Raw genomic sequence first — 17139 nt, forward strand, 5'->3', positions numbered from 1 at the left:
TTTTTATCCTTTATGAAGTTGATTTAACAATTTTTTCTCTTGCCATTTTTCGGTTTGGTCCACAATCTTGGCACTGACCAAATCGCCTGTGACATTGCCACAAGTAAAAATCATATCCACCAGCACATTTATCCCTGCGGTTAAGGCTACAATTTCAATCGGCAGACCTGCCTGCGTAAAGACAATAGACATCGCAATCAGCCCTGTCCCTGGTACGCCAGCAATCCCCACCGCTGTCACTGTCCCCACAATCACAATGCTGGCAAGCTCTGGCACAGACAGGCTCACGCCAACAATTTCAGCAGCAAAAATCACCGCCACACCCAAACGCAATGCCGTGCCATTCATGTTCATTGTTGCTCCAATTGGCAAGGTCAGCCGTGCCACACGCTCGCTAATACCTGCCCTTTCGGCAGCCTTGATGCTAATTGGCAAGGTGCTAAGACTACTGCTGGTAACAAAGGATGTAAATATCGCTTCTTTGATGTCTTTATAAAACTTTACCACCTTAACCCCAAAAGACTTCATGATAAGCGGATACACCACCACCAAAAGGATAATTACGCCAGCATAAGACGTGCCGATAAATTTACCCAGTGACACAACCGTCTCCAAACCCTGAGAACCAAAGGTATTGGCGGTAATCCCAAACACGCCAATGGGAGCATATTGCAAAATACCATTTAAAATTTTGGTAACGACTTCATTGCCCGCTTCCATGATTTTGTATAGAAGTTCGCCCATTTCCTGCTGTTTTAAATCGGCAGAATGTCGCATAATCAAAATGGCAAGCCCAACAATGACTGACACCGACACCACCGCCAAAATATCGCCTGCCGCCAATGCACTAAAAATATTGCTTGGCACCATTCTAAGTATCGTATCTATAAATGACGGCTTGTCAGGTGGATTGACATTGGCATCTGTGGGCAAAGATAAGCCTTCGCCAGGGTTTGTCCATGTAGCCAGTGCGATTCCAACCACCACAGAGACAGCCGTGGTAATCATATAAAGCGGAAAGATTTTTAGACCGATACGCCCAAGGTCTTTGGGATTTGAGTGATTGACTGCCACAATGAGTGATAACGCCACCAAAGGAATGACAATCATCTTGAGTAAATTTAAAAACAATGTGCCAAGCGGTGTAAGTAGGCTACTGTGCTCCTTTAAAAGTAGCCCAGCCACAACCCCTAGTGCAAATCCTGCCGTCATTTTTAGCATAAATGACTTATTGGCATACCAACGCCATAATTTTTCCATAAATATTCCTTGAAACAGTCCTTGCAATTACCTATCGGTCTTGTTCAATTTTGAGACCATGGCGTTATTTTTGACGTTTTTGGATAAATAAGCAAACGAAATTTTGAAGCATAGCCATTCTAAAAAGGAATGGCTATAAAAAGAGTGGCTAAAAGAGTAGTAAGAAAAACGTGAATTGGGTAAATTTTAAGGTGTGTTAAATTTGTCTAGATACCCGCTTATCCATTTGGTCATCGCCATCACTTTTGGGGTGTGAGCAAGGCGACTTTGGTAGGTCATGTAGTAGGCGTTTTGGCTTTGTAGTTTTTGATTGATTGCCAGCACAAGTGTGCCATCATTTAACTCTTTATCCACAAAACGCTTTGGCACAAGGGCAATGCCACAGCCAATCATGGCAGCATTGATACACGCAAAAAAGCTGTCAAATTTTGCCCCAATAAGCGTCTGGCACGCCACGCCAAGCTCGGCAAAATACGCCTGCCACATGGTTGGGCGAGAGCGGATTTGCAAAAGGGGATAATGAGTAAGCTTATCTGAGTCTGTCTCCTTGGGCAGATAATCAGGGCGACACACCGCCACCATATATTCATCAAAGAGCTTAACAGCGTCCATACCCACCCACACCCCATTACCAAACAAAAACGCCATGTCCACACCGCCAGTATCTACAAGTGGCTCGGCAACCTCCTTGATGTCTAAATGGATAAGTGGGTGGCTTGCCCCAAAGCCTTTTAGGGCAGGAATGAGCCATTTGGCACAAAAGGTAGGGTGGCAGGCGATGGAGAGTATCTCGCCTTCTTGGTGTTTGACCATCATGGATAGGCTTGCGTGCTGAATTTGTGCCAAGATGGCAAGCGTGTCTTTATAATAACTTTGCCCAGCAGGCGACAGCTCAATACCTTGATTGACACGATAAAACAGCTGTACACCAAGCAATTCTTCTAATTGGGCAACCTGTTTGCTGACTGCACTTTGGGTCATGTGCAGCTCTTTACCTGCTTTGGTGAAACTAAGATGCCGTCCTGCCGCCTCAAAGCATTGCAAGGCGGTGGTTGATGGGTATTTGCGAAAGTTGGTTGTATGCATGTTGGGTTTAGTAATTGGTATTTACTGAAAATTTTAGCATACTGTAAATAAAAAAAGCCAGTCAAATCAGACTGGCTTTTTTGGAATAGTGGCATCCCATAGGGGATTCGAACCCCTGTTACCGCCGTGAAAGGGCGGTGTCCTAGGCCTCTAGACGAATGGGACGCATAGAGTGGGTAGTAGACACCAATATATCTTTTAACCCGAAAACGACAAATAAGCCGTTATAACAACGTAAGAATGCTTTAAAAGCGTGCCTAGGTGCTTACGTTGAACTTAGCGTTACTGGTGGAGCTAAGCGGAGTCGAACCGCTGACCCCTTGCATGCCATGCAAGTGCTCTACCAACTGAGCTATAGCCCCTTTGCTAAGGTGGGCGTATTATATAAGCTCATCTTTATTTTGTCAAATCAAAATTTGAAAAAATCATTTAAAAATTATTTAACTTTATGATTTTAAATCATTTTATTTTTAATTGGCAGGGGCTACCAAGTGAGTGTGCCTGCATTATTCAGTGTTATTTGTATGAGTTATTTGGGTGTCTGTAATGCTTATAAGAGTGTCGTTTTTTAACCTTTTGGCGTGGTTAAAATACGTTTATGACCTGCTATGCAACCTAAAAAAAGCTTAGAAAAAAAGCTTAGGTCATATAAGATAACCTAAGCTTTTTGGCAATTTTGACCTACCAGATTAAGCTAAAAAGTTAGGCAATCTTGCGTTTGTTTCTTCTAGTTTTTTTAGCTTTTTTTTGCCCATGCCACCAAGCACTTCACACGCATGACGCAGACGAGCCAAGGTCATATCTGCACCGATGACGTACATAGAATTCATCACAGGCGTGCTGGCAGTCGTACCTGCAATCGCCACAAAAAACGGCTGCATAAAATCTTTTAGCTTAATCTCAAAATGAGCCGACAAGCCTTTCATGACAGCGTAAATATTCTCTTCGCTCCATGTAGGTAGGGCTTCAAGCTGCCATGTGGCAAGGTATAAAATCTCTAAAATCTGCTCACTCGTTAATGACTTATGAGTAAAATCATCTGCCGTAATATTTGGCAAATTGGTAAAATAAAAGCCTGCCCAATTTACCGCGTCTGATAAAGTGTTAATGCGTGGTTGTATGGCTTTAGCAATGGCATTTAGCTTGTCATCATTACTTGCCCATGCTAACAGGCGGTTTTTAAGCTCACAGCTGTCCATTGCACGTAAGTACTCGCCATTTAGCCAGTAGAGTTTTTCGATATCAAATACAGGCCCGCCAAGCGACACACGAGTGATGTCAAAGCTTGCAATCATCTCATCAAGTGTAAATTTTTCTGCTTCATTAGGTAAGCTATAACCCATACGCCCTAGGTAGTTTAGTAGGGCTTCAGGCAGTACGCCTGCATCACGATAATAGGTGATGGATGTGGGGTTTTTACGTTTTGACAGCTTGGATTTATCCGGATTACGCAGCAGCGGCATATGACAAAGCACAGGCATCTCCCAACCAAAGTATTCATAAAGCAGCTTATGCTTAGGGGCTGAGCTAATCCATTCTTCGCCACGAATGACGTGAGTAATTTGCATAAGATGATCATCAACGACGTTTGCCAAATGATAGGTAGGTAGCCCATCTGTTTTTAGTAAAACTTGCATATCCACGTTTTCATAAGGGATTTCAATTTTACCACGCAGCATATCATCAATCACGCACACGCCATCAGTTGGCACTTTCATGCGAATAACAAAAGGCTTTCCACTGTTTGCAAGCTTATCAGATTCTTCACGGCTTAAATTGGCATAACGCCCGTCATATTTGACAGCTAAGCCTTGTGCCATCTGCTCTTCACGCATTTTATCCAATTCGTCAGGTGTGCAAAAGCAGCGAAACGCCAAGCCTTTATCAAGCAGTTCTTCGGCGTACTTTTTATAAATATCCATGCGTTCAGACTGACGATAAGGAGCGTAAGGCCCGCCAATATCAGGACCTTCACTCCATGACAGCCCTGCCCATTTTAGGGCGTCTAAAATCATTGCTTCAGATTGAGCGGTTGAGCGGACTTGGTCGGTGTCTTCAATTCTTAGGATAAATTCGCCACCATTAGCCTTAGCAAAAACCATGTTAAAAAGGGCAATGTAAGCAGTACCAACGTGCGGAAAGCCAGTGGGGCTAGGGGCGATACGAGTGCGAATAGGTCGTGTCATAATAAAATCTCAAAACAAATAAACTCATTATCATATCAAATTGTCAAAGGTTTGAGTAGCTTTTATAAAAGTATTGAAAATTTTATGAAAACCAGTGATGGTGCAGCATTGTAAAAAAATGTGTAAAAATATGAAAAAAATCACCTAAAATCCTTGATTTTACTTGACTATCTGTCAGTTATTGGGATAATACACCATGCAAATTTTATGTTATTTTAACGATGCAATAAACCAAAATCGCACACGCTCACCCATCATTTGACAGCACCATGACCGATACCAACGACAGCCCAGACACCTTTGTTCATCACACCGTTTTATTACACGAAACGGTAGCTTGTGTGCTTGGCGAGGTTTGTTTACCCATTTTAGCCAAAAAGTCAGGCGTTTTTGTGGACGCAACTTTTGGCAGGGGCGGGCACAGTCGGCTGTTATTAGAGCATTTGGCAGATGATGCGGTCTTGATCGTCTTTGATAAAGACCCCCAAGCGATCCAAGTTGCTAACGATCTTGCCAAAAAAGATAACCGTGTTAAGGTGGTGCATGACAGTTTTGCTCATGTGCTATCTGCCTTAGCGAAGCTAAATATCCATCAGGTAGATGGGATTATGGCAGATTTAGGCGTCTCATCTCCACAGCTTGATGATGGCAATCGTGGCTTTAGTTTCATGCGTGATGGGGCGGTGGATATGCGAATGGATACCACTCGAGGAGAGCCTGTTAGCGAGTGGCTAAAACGGGTAGACGAAGAGACGCTTGCCAATGTGCTATATACTTATGGCGAAGAGCGTCACAGTAGACGCATTGCACGTGCGATTAAGGCGATGGAAAATTATGATTCCACCTTACAGCTTGCTGAGACAATAAAACAAGCACACCCAAATTGGCAAAAGGGAAAGCACCCTGCCACTCAGAGCTTTCAAGCCATGCGGATTTTTATCAATAATGAGCTTGGTGATGTGAAGATGTTTTTAGACGATAGTATTAAAGCTCTAAAAACAGGCGGACATTTGGCGGTAATCAGCTTTCATTCGCTTGAAGATCGCATGATTAAGCAGTTTTTAAACAACCACAGTCGTGGGCGATATGAGGGCGATGATAAGCTGCTTATGCCGATAAAACGCCCCAAGTATTTTGGTAAGCCATATCGTATTGCTCCTAGTCATGATGAAATCAAACAAAATCCACGTGCCAGAAGTGCTTATTTACGTGGTGCGGTGCGACTTGATACGCCGATGAGTGATGAAATTAGACTTGCCACCAATATAGATGATAAATGAGATACCAATGACGATGAACCGACACGCCCATTTAATAACAGAGCAAAATAAGCTGAGCAATGCAGGCATCAAAAAGGTATGTTTTTTGGTGTTGGGTGTGCTGTTTGTGGCGTGCTTATGGGCAGGAGCAAGCGTCGCTCGACAAACCCAAGAGCATCATAACGCTTACCGTGATTTACAAAAACTTAAAAGCGAGATGATTCGGCTGAAGATAGAAGAGCAGCGACTGCTTATCGAACAGCAGACATTTAGCAGTACACCACAAGTAGCTCAGCGTGCAACAACTGAATTGGGAATGTTTTTCCCAACTAATGATGATAGACAGGTAATCGTACCTGCTAGCGGTGTGATTGGCATTAAAAAGGTGGCTAATGATGAGAAAAACTAAAAAAACAACAGGAGCTGCATCTATCATCACTGAGCCACTGCGTAAAAAGAATGCTAATGCTACTAAGGCAAACCCAGCATCAAGCACCAAAAAATTGGCAGCATCTAAATTGACTCGTACCAAAAAACGCCATGGAGCAATGCAAATGGGCGGTGCTCATGACTGGCAGCGTTATAGCATTGTTTGGGGTATTATTCTGTTATGCTTTTTTGTGCTTTTTGCTAGAGCGTTTTATTTGCAGGTGCTTAATGCAGATTATTATATTGAAAAAGGCGACAGTCTGATCACTGTTAAACAAAGCCCAGTCGTCTATCGTGGCATGATAGTGGATACCTTAGGCATGCCACTTGCTGCCAATGCTCCATTGTCTATCATTGCTTTTAGCCCTTATGATTATGCTCAAAAATACTACCACCTAAAAAAAATCCTTGCCGATAACTCAATCCAAAAAGGCGATAGAAAAAAGCAACTGTCCGCCAAACAGATTAAAGAGCGTGATAGAGCAATACAAGAGCTGGATGATATGCAGCTTGTTAAGCTTGCAGCATTAACCAACTTCCCATTAGAGCGGCTACAAAAAGCGGTAAAAATTGACGATACCATTGATGTCACAGACGAAGATGCCGTCAAAAATGCTCTGCCAACAGGTGCAGGCTCTCGTCATTTGGTATTACTTAATAAAGTGTCTCCAGAAGTGGCAGCACCTGTGTTAGCGGCTGATTTTGTTGGTGTCACTGAGTCAAAATTTTTTCAAAGATACTACTTACAAGCAGAACCCAATGCCCAAATTCTAGGCTATATGGCTCAGTCAAGCGGTGATGATGGCGGTTATGTGGGGCGTGCTGGCATTGAGTCAAAATACGAAAAACGCCTAGCAGGAGAGCGGGGTCAGTATTTAATGCTAAGAGATGCTCGCCGTTCTGCCATTAAAGAATTAAAACAGATTAAGCCAGAAGTACCTGCCCAAGACGTTCATTTGACGATTGATTCTAGGCTACAATATGTGCTTTATAAGGAGCTTGAAAAAGTAGGGCGTGAGCAGTCGGCACGATCAAGTTCTGGTATGGTGGTGGATGTTGCTACAGGTGATGTACTTGCTATGAGTACATGGCCATCGTTTAATAGTAATAATTTATCGGAGCGAACAGGGGCAAATGAGCGAAATCGTCCTGTGCTAGACGTTTTTGAGCCAGGTTCTGTGATGAAGCCTTTTACGGTTGCAGCTGCTCTTGAGTCGGGCAAATACACGACAAGCACACTGATTGATACGTCGCCAGGCTCTATTAGAATCGGTGGCTATTCGATTCGTGATGCGGGAAACTATGGACAAATCACCCTAGCTAAGCTAATCCAAAAGTCAAGTAACGTTGCGCCTGCTAAGATTGCACTGAGTTTACCTAATGATGCCATTGCCAATATGCAGCGTAAATTTGGATTAGGTCAAAAAACTGCCTTGCAATTTCCTGCTGAGGCGACAGGCAAGGTGACCGTGCCAGACGAAAAAGACAGTTCGCGCCGCGCCACAATGGCATATGGTTATGGTCAGCAAATCACCTTAGCCCAGCTTGCCCAAGCCTATGCTGTGCTTGGCAATAACGGCAAGATGCAGCCACTTAGACTGGTTAAAGATGAGCCAATGGTAGAGCCGACCCAAATTATCTCACCACGCCACGCCCAAGAAGTGGTCGGCATGATGGAGCTGGTTACTCAGGCAGGCGGCACGGCACGATCAGCAGCAATTAACGGCTATCGTGTGGCAGGCAAGACAGGAACGACACGCCGAAATAACCCGAACGGTGGCTATTATAATGACCAACACCGTACGGTGTTTGCAGGCATTGCACCTGCAAGTAACCCACGCTTTGTGACAGTTATTTGGGTAGAAGATCCACGAGAGAATTTCTATGCAGGCAAAGTGGCAGCACCTGTATTTCATAATGTCATGAAAGAGGCACTGCGGATTTATAATGTGCCATTTGATAAGCCACTTACCGAACATCAATAATTCATTGGGATAAATTCATTGGAATAAATTATGAAAATTGCCGAATTTAAGCTCTCAAGCGACATACAAAATAAACTTGACCAAGTGGCAAATCTAGAATTTAATGGCTTTGCTGTGGATAGTCGTAAGCTTATACAGGGTAATGCTTTTATTTTATTAAAATCCCAAAACCCTAATGCAACTGTGGATTTGTCCGTGTTGTCAGCTTATTTAACCCAAGTTCAAGATAAGGCAGCTTTTGTGTTATCTGAAGTGGATGTTTTGCCGATTGCTGATGACTTTGACTTGCCGATTGTGATTGTGCCAAATATCCGTGAATACCTAGGGGAACTCATCGCCCAAAGCCTACAACATAACCACGCAGCTAAACTGCCTACTGTTGTTGCGGTGACAGGTACTAATGGCAAGACGACCATCAGCCAGCTGACCGCTCAGCTTATCAGTGGTGCTGGCGTGATGACAGCGGTGATGGGAACGGCAGGTAATGGTATTTTACCAGACTTAAGCCAAAGCACGCACACCACACTTGAATCGTTCCACTTACACCACGCCATGCATGATTTTGCGACAAAAGGCGTGCAAGTTTTGTGCGTTGAAGCAAGCTCTCATGGCTTGCATCAGCACCGCTTGCAGGGCGTGCCAATTAGCGTAGCGGTATTTAGCAATCTAAGCCGAGATCATTTAGATTATCATGCTGATATGGATGACTATGCCGCCGCTAAAGCAAAGCTGTTTGATAAAGACTTATTTTCAAGATTGACCCATGCTGTTATCCACCTAGATGATGAATTTAGCGGGCTGATGATTGATAAAGCTAAGCACTCTAAATTGACAGTTTGGACGTATAGTACAACGAATGCACAGGCGACATTTTTTGCTAAAAATATCACCCCAAGTTTAGATGGCGTTCGTTTTACGCTGGTTTGCCCATTTGGCGAGATAGCGTTAAATAGCCCGTTACTTGGGCTATTTAATGTGGCAAATTTATTAGCGAGCGTGGCGACATTATTAGCAATTAGCCCAAGTGCCTTTAATGATTTGCCAAAATTAGTTGCCCATTTACAAGGTGCTAGGGGGCGAATGGAGAGAGTTTGCCCTGATAAAACCCCTTGTGTTATCGTTGATTATGCCCATACACCAGACGCATTAACGCAAGTTTTGACAAACCTAAAAGCCCACTGCTTAGGCAAGCTTTGGGCGGTGTTCGGCTGTGGTGGCGATAGGGATAGGGGTAAGCGTCCCTTGATGGCAAAGGCAGGGCTTGCTTTGGCAGATAAAGTTGTGCTAACAAGCGATAATCCACGCACCGAAAAGCCGACCGCCATCTTAGCTGATATGCAAGTGGGTATGACTTGCGAAGAGCATTATAAGACGGTGATTGAGGCTGACCGTGCTAAAGCCATTGAGTATGCGGTAAAAAACGCTAACGCTGATGATATCGTGGTTATCGCAGGTAAGGGGCATGAGACTTACCAAGAGATTAATGGTGTAAGGCATGATTTTGATGATACGGTAGTGGTAAAGTCACTACTCAATGAAGATGGCTTAGACTAACTAACTACGCTAGAGAATATGGAATATAACAAGGTTAAGTGTCTAACAATAAGATTAAGATTATAGGCATAGATGTATTTTTGTAGTTTGGCATTCGTTTTTAGATTTAGTATTGTTGTGCGATAAGAGCCGAAAATCTGATGATTTTCGGTTTTTATTTGGTCTTAATTTTAATGACATGTAACCAAAACTAAACGTTTTATTTCACTTTAGGCGGTTGACTTATGATAAAATTATCGGTTTAGGAAAAATTAATCCGTTGTTTTGATTTTGGCAAAAAAGATCATGAAAAAATTTTATCTCATTCGTCATGCTCAAAGCGAAACTAATGCAGGGCTTGCCATTCGTCCAAATCACGCCATTAATCTCACTAAGCTTGGTAATTTGCAGGCACTAGAGCTTGCCCAGTGGCTAAAAAATACCATCAAAGAGCCGATTAGCGATGTTTTTGTGTCAAGTTATGTCCGCACACAACAAACTGCTAAGCCTTTTTTAGGTATTATAGATAAAGAAGCGATTGTCATTGATGAGCTGCATGAATTTAATTATTTAGATTTTGACCGCATCAAGGATTTGACAGTTCATGAGATGGTACGCCTTGCCGATGAATTTTGGACAACTAATGTCAATCATAAAGACAGCGATGCCACAGAAAGTTTTTTACAATTTATAGAGCGTGTAAGATGGGTGAGAAATTTTTTTCGCAGTTTGCCTGATGGCAATTATGTCGTATTTACGCATGGTATGTGGATTGGTATGTTAATCTGGCAAATATTACACCAAGATGGCCCACGCATGCATAATATGGCTAAATTTCGTGCGTTTGAGTTGGCGATACGCCCAAAAAATTGCGAAGTTTTCATATTAACAGGCGACAGTATTACCAAGGCTTATACTAAAAACGACAGACAAGATGGCGATATTCGCTAAATAATAAACAGAGTAAATCATGACTGCTTATCTTTGGGTAAAACACACCTTACAAGCTGCCACAAACGGCATTTGGCATAATTTAGATGGCGACTTAACCACTACCAAAATCACTACCGACACACGCCAAATCAGTGAAGGTGATGTTTTTTTGGCTCTTAAAGGCGACAATTTTGATGGGCATGATTTTATTGACGTGGCTGTCCAAAAAGGAGCGGTAGCTGTCATCGTCAGCCAAGTTTGTAATACAAATATCGCTCAGCTTGTGGTGGATGATACTCGTCTGGCACTAGGTCATCTTGGTAAATTTCGCCGTGATGTCCACCCTGATTTGACCGTGATTGCTCTAACAGGCAGCAGTGGCAAGACCACAACTAAAGAAATGCTTGGCAGTATTTTTAGCCAAGTTGCACCAACACTCATAACACGTGGTAATCTTAATAACGATTTAGGCGTGCCGATGATGCTTTTAGAGCTGACTGATGAGCATCGTTTTGCGGTGATGGAGCTTGGGGCAAATCATGTGGGTGAGATTGCTTATACAGCGTCGCTCGTTCGCCCTGATGTGGCGTGTGTCTTAAACATTGGCACAGCCCACTTGGGGGAGTTTGGTGGTAGAGATAACATCGCTCGGACGAAAGCGGAGATTTTTTCGGCATTGACGAACGATGGTGTGGCAGTATTGCCTTTTGGTGATGAGTTTTTTGATAAATTACAAGATGAAGCGGCGAGGTTTACCAAAAACATCATCACTTTTGGTGAAAAACAAGTGCCAGTTAGCAAGGCAGGCATTGATTTTAATGACTTAAGCGATGATGAAAAAGTTGAGCTTAGCTGTCTTGAAACTGTGCTCTTGATGGGCGATGTCTTTGCTGATGATGTTGAGACTTTGGCAACGTGTAGTGAGTTTACCCTAAGTGTGAATTTAGCGGTTGATGATATTGACAGTGATGAAGTAACACTGCCCTTTATAGGTGAGCATAATGTGGTGAACGCCTTGGCAGCAGCAGCGATAGCGACATCGCTAGGCATGCCACTTGATATGATTAAATCAGGGCTAAACAACGCTGTGCCACCTAAAGGGCGTCTGACTCGCATGGAGTTTGGCGATCATCTGCTCATTGATGATACTTATAACGCCAATCCAAATTCAATCTTTATGGCAGCTAAAGTCCTAGAAAATGAAACTGCCCAAAAGATTTTGGTGCTAGGTGATGTTGGTGAGCTTGGCGATGCAGCTAAGCTTGAGCATTATAAATTAGGACAAAAGCTTGCTGAACTTGAGTTAGATTATGTGCTGACTGTCGGTCAATTCATGGCTCATTGTACCGCTGCCATTAATGAAATTAAGCCTGATTTGGCTCGACATTTTTCTAATAAAGCTGAAGTCTTGACAGCAATTCAAGCACTATTAAGCGAGCCGTCAGCGGTGTTATTTAAAGGATCTCGCACAGCGAGAATGGAAACGTTGATTGATAATTTAACCCAAACCCCTAATTCATAAAAATAAAAAGGCACAACTATGTTGTACTGGCTCATTGATTACTTGAATATTTTGCACGATAAGACCATCGCATCGGTCGGGCTTAGAAGTCTGCTTGCGGTCTTGACAAGCCTTGTGATTGTTATTGGCTTTGGTCGCCCTGTTATTACGTATTTGCGAGAGCTGAAGTACGGTCAGGCAGTACGAAACGATGGACCAAAAACACACCTTGCCAAGCAAGGTACACCAACGATGGGAGGTGTGCTGATTTTGGCGGCGATTGGCATCTCGACACTGCTGTGGACCAATCTTGCTAATCCGTATGTGTGGATTGTGATGGCGGTGATGGCGATTTTTGGTGCAGTTGGCTGGGCAGATGATTGGCTAAAAATTAAGCACAAAAACCCCCAAGGGCTTATCGCTCGTAAAAAATATTTCTGGCTGTCGGTGGGGTCGCTGATAGCAGGCGTGTGGCTGTACATTATCGCTAAGGGGCAAGCTGACATCACAGCCACACAAGCCATGCAAGATTTACTTATCCCACTTACCAAAAACTGGATTATCCCGCTATCTGCCATTCCTTTTGGGATTGGGTTTATTGGTTTTACTTATCTTGTCTTAGCAGGCTCGTCTAATGCGGTTAATCTCACCGATGGTTTAGATGGACTTGTCTCGTTGCCTGTGGCACTGGTAGCGACAGGTCTTGGGGTATTTGCCTATATCTCAGGCAATGCGGTTTGGGCAAATTATATGAATGTGCCGTTCATCGCATATAACAGTGATGTTGTCGTCATTTGTGCAGCGATGGTGGGGGCGTGCCTTGGCTTTTTATGGTATAACGCATCGCCTGCAGAAGTGTTTATGGGCGATGTTGGGGCGTTAAGTCTTGGAGGTATGCTTGGCGTGATTGCCATCATGACTCGCCAAGAGATTGCTTTTGCGATTATGGGCGGGATTTTTGTGGCAGAAGCATTATCAGTGATGTTACAAGTTGGCTCATACAAGTTACGCAAAAAGCGGATTTTTTTGATGGCTCCTTTACATCACCATTTTGAAGAAAAAGGACTAAAAGAGACTAAAGTAGTCGCACGTTTTTATATCATCTGCATTATTTTAGTGGTGCTTGGGCTAATGACATTAAAGTTGCGATAGTATCTTTTATCCACCAAAAAAGGCGTGCCGATACTGTACGCCTTTTTTTGGTGGGTGTCAGACTTTGGTAGTATCGCCTAGTAAATCACAAATAACAAAATCATGGTACAATATTAATAAGTTTGATAATGCTTGGTATTGTTTGCATTAAAATCAGCTGAATTTTAGCTCAGACCGCTTAGCTTGAATAAGGGTCGTTTGATCTGCGATTCATCATGATTTTGATGCAGCCATTAGTTTTTTATAGCCGTGTATTTTCGGTATTTTATTTGGTTGCGATTATGACTCATTTTGTTAATTCTAAGGCTGTTGCCAAGCCATTTCCTGTGTTATGGGTGATGATGCTTGGCATGATGGTTGCCATAGGTCCGCTTGCTATTGATATGTATTTGCCTGCTTTGCCAACGATGGCAGACGAGTTTGGCGTGCCTGTGAGTGAAGTGGCAAAATCTGTGCCGTTTTATTTTATCGGACTTGTATTTGGTCAGCTGTTTTATGGACCATTCTCAGACCGTGTGGGGCGTGTGTTACCCATGTATCTTGGCATGACGCTGTTTGTCATTGCAAGTGTGATTTGTGCTACTACCACAAGTGAGACGGTGCTATTTATTGCTCGGACGGTGCAGGCGTTAGGGGCGTGTGTGACAGCGGTGGTTACTCGTGCTGCCATTCGTGATACGCTTAATCCTGTGCAATCGGCTCGAGCCTTTAGCCTGATGGTATTGGTAATGGGGCTTGCTCCGATTTTAGCACCAAGCCTTGGGGCATTTGTGCTAAGGTTTGCCAGTTGGCATATGATTTTTTGGATATTAGTGGCGTATGGTGTACTAAATTTAGTACTGACTAAGCTGTTTTTAAAAGAAACACTGTCGCCAGAAAAACGAAATACCGCCCCTATTTTACATACCTTTGCAAATTATCTGGACTTAATAAAGGACAAAAGCTTTATCGTGCCAGCAGTAGCAGGTGGATTGCTTCAGGGGGCTTTTTTCATTTACTTATCCATCTCAAGTGAACTATTTATGGTTGGTTATGGTTTATCTGAGCGGCAGTTTGCCATTGCTTTTGGGGCGAATGCGTTTGGTTTTATTGCCATGACGCAGGTGAATCAATTTTTAACCAAGAAATTTAGATTGGTACAGTTGTTTCGCTTTGGGGCGTTAATGCAGCTGATGTGTGGCCTGTGCTTGCTTTTACTCGGTGTGGTATTTGGTGAGCAAGCGAACTTTTGGCTTGTGTTTGTTTGTATCTTTTGTTGCATTGCAGGGCTTGGTCTAACTCAGCCAAATGCTGCCGCCATCGCCTTGGCGTTCCAAAAAAAGCGTGCAGGTATGGCGTCTGCAATGCAAGGGGCGATGCAATTTAGCGTGGGGATTGTTGGCGGTTTATTACTAAGTTTATTTTCAGTCACGCCTGTGCTTAAGCTTGGCATTATCATCAGCGTACTTGTACTGATTGGTACGATATTGGTATTTAGCCTTGATGGTAAGCTTGATTTATCAAAAGTAGATTAGTAAATTTTAAGCAAAAAGACCCCAAAATCATCACCCACCCCGATGATAGGGGTGGTGATTAATAATGGTCATCGCACGGTACAGCTGTTCGGTTAGGACGACACGCACAAGCGGATGCGGCAAGGTTAATTCAGAGAGTGACCATTTAAAGTCTGCTGCCGCTAAGATGTCTTTTGATACGCCATCTGCTCCACCAATGACCAAAGCAATGTCTGCCCCATCTTGCATGGCGATTTGTAATTTATCTGCTAAGCGTTCGGTGCTGAGCATTTTACCAGTTACTTCCAGTACCCAGAGTTTTTCGTTATCGTGCTTGGCAGATAAGATGGCACAAGCTTCGGTTTGTTTATATTTATCAATCTCGGCAGATGATGGGTTTTTACTGCGTTTGGCAGGGGGTATTTCGATGATTTCGGTACTCATCATAGGGGCGATGCGTTTTAGATATTCGTTAATGCCAGTTTGTACCCAGTTTGGCATCTTATGCCCAACGCTTAAAATTCTAAGTTTCATAAATTAAATTGATTGTGTTTTGAAAATTGTGCAAAGCATAGCAAATTTTATCCAATTTTGCTATGATGATACCTTTTAATCAATAAAGTGATTGGTGCGATGACGCAAGCACAGACAGATGATAAGCATTATCAATACGCACGATTTGACAGCAAAAAGCAAGCATGGCATGATAAATTGATAAAGATGGTTGCCATAACAGCAATCAAAAACTGACATGGCGACATCTAAGTCAAGTGCACGACAAATAGGCACTCGCTTTGAACGATTGGCGTGCAAATTTTTAACTGCTCAAGGTTTGCAAATTATCACAACCAATTACAATGTCGCTTTGGTTGGTGAGATTGATGTTGTTGCATTAGGGCAAACATCGCTTGGTAACAAAGTTTTTAAGACGCTTGTCTTTGTGGAAGTTAAAGCTCGCCGCCGTAGTCAGTTTGCCAGCAGTCTTGAGACAGTAACGCTTGCTAAGCAAAGAAAGATTATTAAAGCGGCCGAGCATTTTATCGCACAACATGATAAGTTTGCCGATTGTGATTGTCGCTTTGATGTCATAGGTTTTGATACCAAATCTGATGGCAATATTGATCTAAATTGGATTCAAGCGGCTTTTTTGGTGGATTGATTGAGAACATTTAATACAACACTAGGGTGGATAATGAAATATATGATAAAGCCTTTGATGGCGGTATGTGTACTAGCAAGCCTGACAGCATGTAGTACGCTTGGCATGGGTGATGATAATCAAAACTATGGTTCATACGAGTTTGGACGCAGCGTTCCTGAGCGTATTAGCGATGAGAGTATTGAGTTAACTGCACGCCGTAATTTAAACCGTGTGAGTGGTATAAGTCCAGACACAGTGAGAATCGCCATTGACAGCTTTCAGCGTGAAGTACTGTTGACAGGTGAAGTGGCTGACGAGACCACAAAAAAAGACGTCGAGAAGATGATTGGATCCATGAAAGATGTTAAGCAAGTCTATAACTATCTGACCGTAACGCCTACCCCAAAAAGCCAAAGCCACACACTCCAAGAAGGCTATATAAAGGCGAAAATTGGAACAAAGCTGCTTGCTAACACCGCCATTAAGTCATCACAATATAAAATCGTCGTGCGTAATCAGATCGCCTATGTACTTGGCTACATGACAGCTGAACAAAGAGATTATATTTATGATGCAGTTCAAAACACCGCAGGCATGGCATCAGTAGTCGGGCTGATGACGATTATCTCGCAGACTGATAAGGCTCAAGATGTGGCGGTGGGTATGTCGCCAAGTACGCCCGCACCCACGCCAGCTGCTGTGGTTGCCACCCCTATTCAGGCAGCACCTAGCATTGTGCCAAACGCACAGCCAACGTCAGGTGCGTACACCATGCAAGAAATCTATTTACCAAATGCAAGCACGAATGCACCAATCAACGCAAGCCCTGTATATGCCCCATCATCAGGCAGCAGTTATATTGAGTTATACCAAGGGACAAATAAACCTTAAACAGTGATAATGCACTAAAAATTTTTATTTTTATTTAACGAGAACGCCATGAATGCAGATGATCTAATCACCGCTTTACGCCCCCACTTTCCCAACGCTGAAATCCAAGCGGTGAATAACGGCAATAAATTTGAAGTATTAATAGTTGATGATAGTTTTGATGGTAAGCGCTTAGTTCAGCGTCAGCAAGCTGTCTATGCCATTGCCAATCCATTTATCCAAAGTGGTGCGATTCACGCCCTTAGTATCCACGCCCTAACCCCAAGCGAATATGCTGAGCGTAAATAAGG

The 17139-nt window shown here is 43.2% G+C and carries 15 protein-coding genes and 2 tRNA genes; 11 read left to right on the plus strand and 6 right to left on the minus strand.

What is annotated here, in order from left to right; genetic code table 11:
* Positions 1-3 precede the first annotated feature (3 nt).
* From LU293_RS05970 to gltX, 5 genes are all read right to left on the minus strand, one after another.
* On the minus strand, positions 4-1260 hold the full coding sequence (locus LU293_RS05970) for a dicarboxylate/amino acid:cation symporter (RefSeq protein ID WP_242746327.1): 1257 nt from the start codon (positions 1258-1260) through the stop codon (positions 4-6).
* A gap of 186 nt (positions 1261-1446) precedes the next feature.
* Positions 1447-2346 carry a LysR substrate-binding domain-containing protein gene (locus LU293_RS05975; RefSeq protein ID WP_242746329.1) on the minus strand — a complete coding sequence of 300 codons (900 nt, stop codon included), beginning with the start codon at positions 2344-2346 and terminating at the stop codon, positions 1447-1449.
* Between the two features lie 89 nt (positions 2347-2435).
* Positions 2436-2511: transfer RNA gene (locus LU293_RS05980), tRNA-Glu, on the minus strand.
* A gap of 121 nt (positions 2512-2632) precedes the next feature.
* Positions 2633-2708 (minus strand) — tRNA-Ala (locus tag LU293_RS05985).
* Positions 2709-3035: 327 nt separating this feature from the next.
* Positions 3036-4532 carry a glutamate--tRNA ligase gene (gene gltX / locus LU293_RS05990; protein WP_242746331.1) on the minus strand — a complete coding sequence of 499 codons (1497 nt, stop codon included), beginning with the start codon at positions 4530-4532 and terminating at the stop codon, positions 3036-3038.
* Between the two features lie 269 nt (positions 4533-4801).
* Between gltX and rsmH the strand changes: the two genes are divergently transcribed.
* The 8 genes from rsmH to LU293_RS06030 all read left to right on the plus strand — a co-directional run bounded on the left by rsmH (position 4802) and on the right by LU293_RS06030 (position 14838).
* On the plus strand, positions 4802-5812 hold the full coding sequence (gene rsmH / locus LU293_RS05995; protein ID WP_242746333.1) for a 16S rRNA (cytosine(1402)-N(4))-methyltransferase RsmH: 1011 nt from the start codon (positions 4802-4804) through the stop codon (positions 5810-5812).
* Between the two features lie 7 nt (positions 5813-5819).
* Entirely contained in the window at positions 5820-6200 is a 381-nt protein-coding gene (ftsL, locus tag LU293_RS06000) for a cell division protein FtsL (protein WP_242746335.1), read from the plus strand.
* Positions 6187-8205 (plus strand): peptidoglycan D,D-transpeptidase FtsI family protein, encoded by a 2019-nt coding sequence (locus LU293_RS06005; RefSeq protein WP_242749692.1) that lies wholly within the window; start codon positions 6187-6189, stop codon positions 8203-8205. The genes ftsL and LU293_RS06005 overlap by 14 nt, the downstream gene beginning before the upstream one ends.
* A gap of 30 nt (positions 8206-8235) precedes the next feature.
* On the plus strand, positions 8236-9759 hold the full coding sequence (locus LU293_RS06010; RefSeq protein ID WP_242746338.1) for a UDP-N-acetylmuramoyl-L-alanyl-D-glutamate--2,6-diaminopimelate ligase: 1524 nt from the start codon (positions 8236-8238) through the stop codon (positions 9757-9759).
* A gap of 285 nt (positions 9760-10044) precedes the next feature.
* Positions 10045-10689: a histidine phosphatase family protein gene (locus tag LU293_RS06015; RefSeq protein WP_242746340.1), complete on the plus strand. Its 645-nt coding sequence runs from the start codon at positions 10045-10047 to the stop codon at positions 10687-10689.
* Positions 10690-10708: 19 nt separating this feature from the next.
* Complete coding sequence (locus tag LU293_RS06020) at positions 10709-12193, plus strand: UDP-N-acetylmuramoyl-tripeptide--D-alanyl-D-alanine ligase (RefSeq protein ID WP_242746342.1); 1485 nt, start codon at positions 10709-10711, stop codon at positions 12191-12193.
* Between the two features lie 18 nt (positions 12194-12211).
* A complete protein-coding gene (gene mraY, locus LU293_RS06025) occupies positions 12212-13324 on the plus strand; it encodes a phospho-N-acetylmuramoyl-pentapeptide-transferase (protein WP_242746344.1) in 1113 nt (370 codons plus the stop codon).
* A 281-nt stretch (positions 13325-13605) separates the two neighbouring features.
* Entirely contained in the window at positions 13606-14838 is a 1233-nt protein-coding gene (locus LU293_RS06030; protein WP_242746345.1) for a multidrug effflux MFS transporter, read from the plus strand.
* Between the two features lie 30 nt (positions 14839-14868).
* Here LU293_RS06030 and rlmH read toward each other — a convergent pair whose 3' ends face one another.
* On the minus strand, positions 14869-15351 hold the full coding sequence (gene rlmH, locus LU293_RS06035) for a 23S rRNA (pseudouridine(1915)-N(3))-methyltransferase RlmH (RefSeq protein WP_242746347.1): 483 nt from the start codon (positions 15349-15351) through the stop codon (positions 14869-14871).
* Positions 15352-15568: 217 nt separating this feature from the next.
* Between rlmH and LU293_RS06040 the strand changes: the two genes are divergently transcribed.
* The 3 genes from LU293_RS06040 to LU293_RS06050 are packed head-to-tail and all read left to right on the plus strand — an operon-like array spanning position 15569 to position 17137.
* The gene (locus LU293_RS06040) at positions 15569-15976 is read left to right on the plus strand and encodes a YraN family protein (protein ID WP_242746348.1); all 408 of its coding nucleotides are present in this window, start codon (positions 15569-15571) and stop codon (positions 15974-15976) included.
* Between the two features lie 33 nt (positions 15977-16009).
* Entirely contained in the window at positions 16010-16849 is an 840-nt protein-coding gene (locus LU293_RS06045) for a BON domain-containing protein (protein ID WP_242746350.1), read from the plus strand.
* A gap of 48 nt (positions 16850-16897) precedes the next feature.
* A complete protein-coding gene (locus tag LU293_RS06050) occupies positions 16898-17137 on the plus strand; it encodes a BolA family protein (protein ID WP_242746352.1) in 240 nt (79 codons plus the stop codon).
* The last annotated feature ends 2 nt before the right edge of the window (positions 17138-17139 follow it).

Origin of the sequence: Moraxella nasovis (assembly GCF_022701215.1) — a bacterium.
Classification (GTDB): Bacteria; Pseudomonadota; Gammaproteobacteria; order Pseudomonadales; family Moraxellaceae; genus Moraxella; species Moraxella nasovis.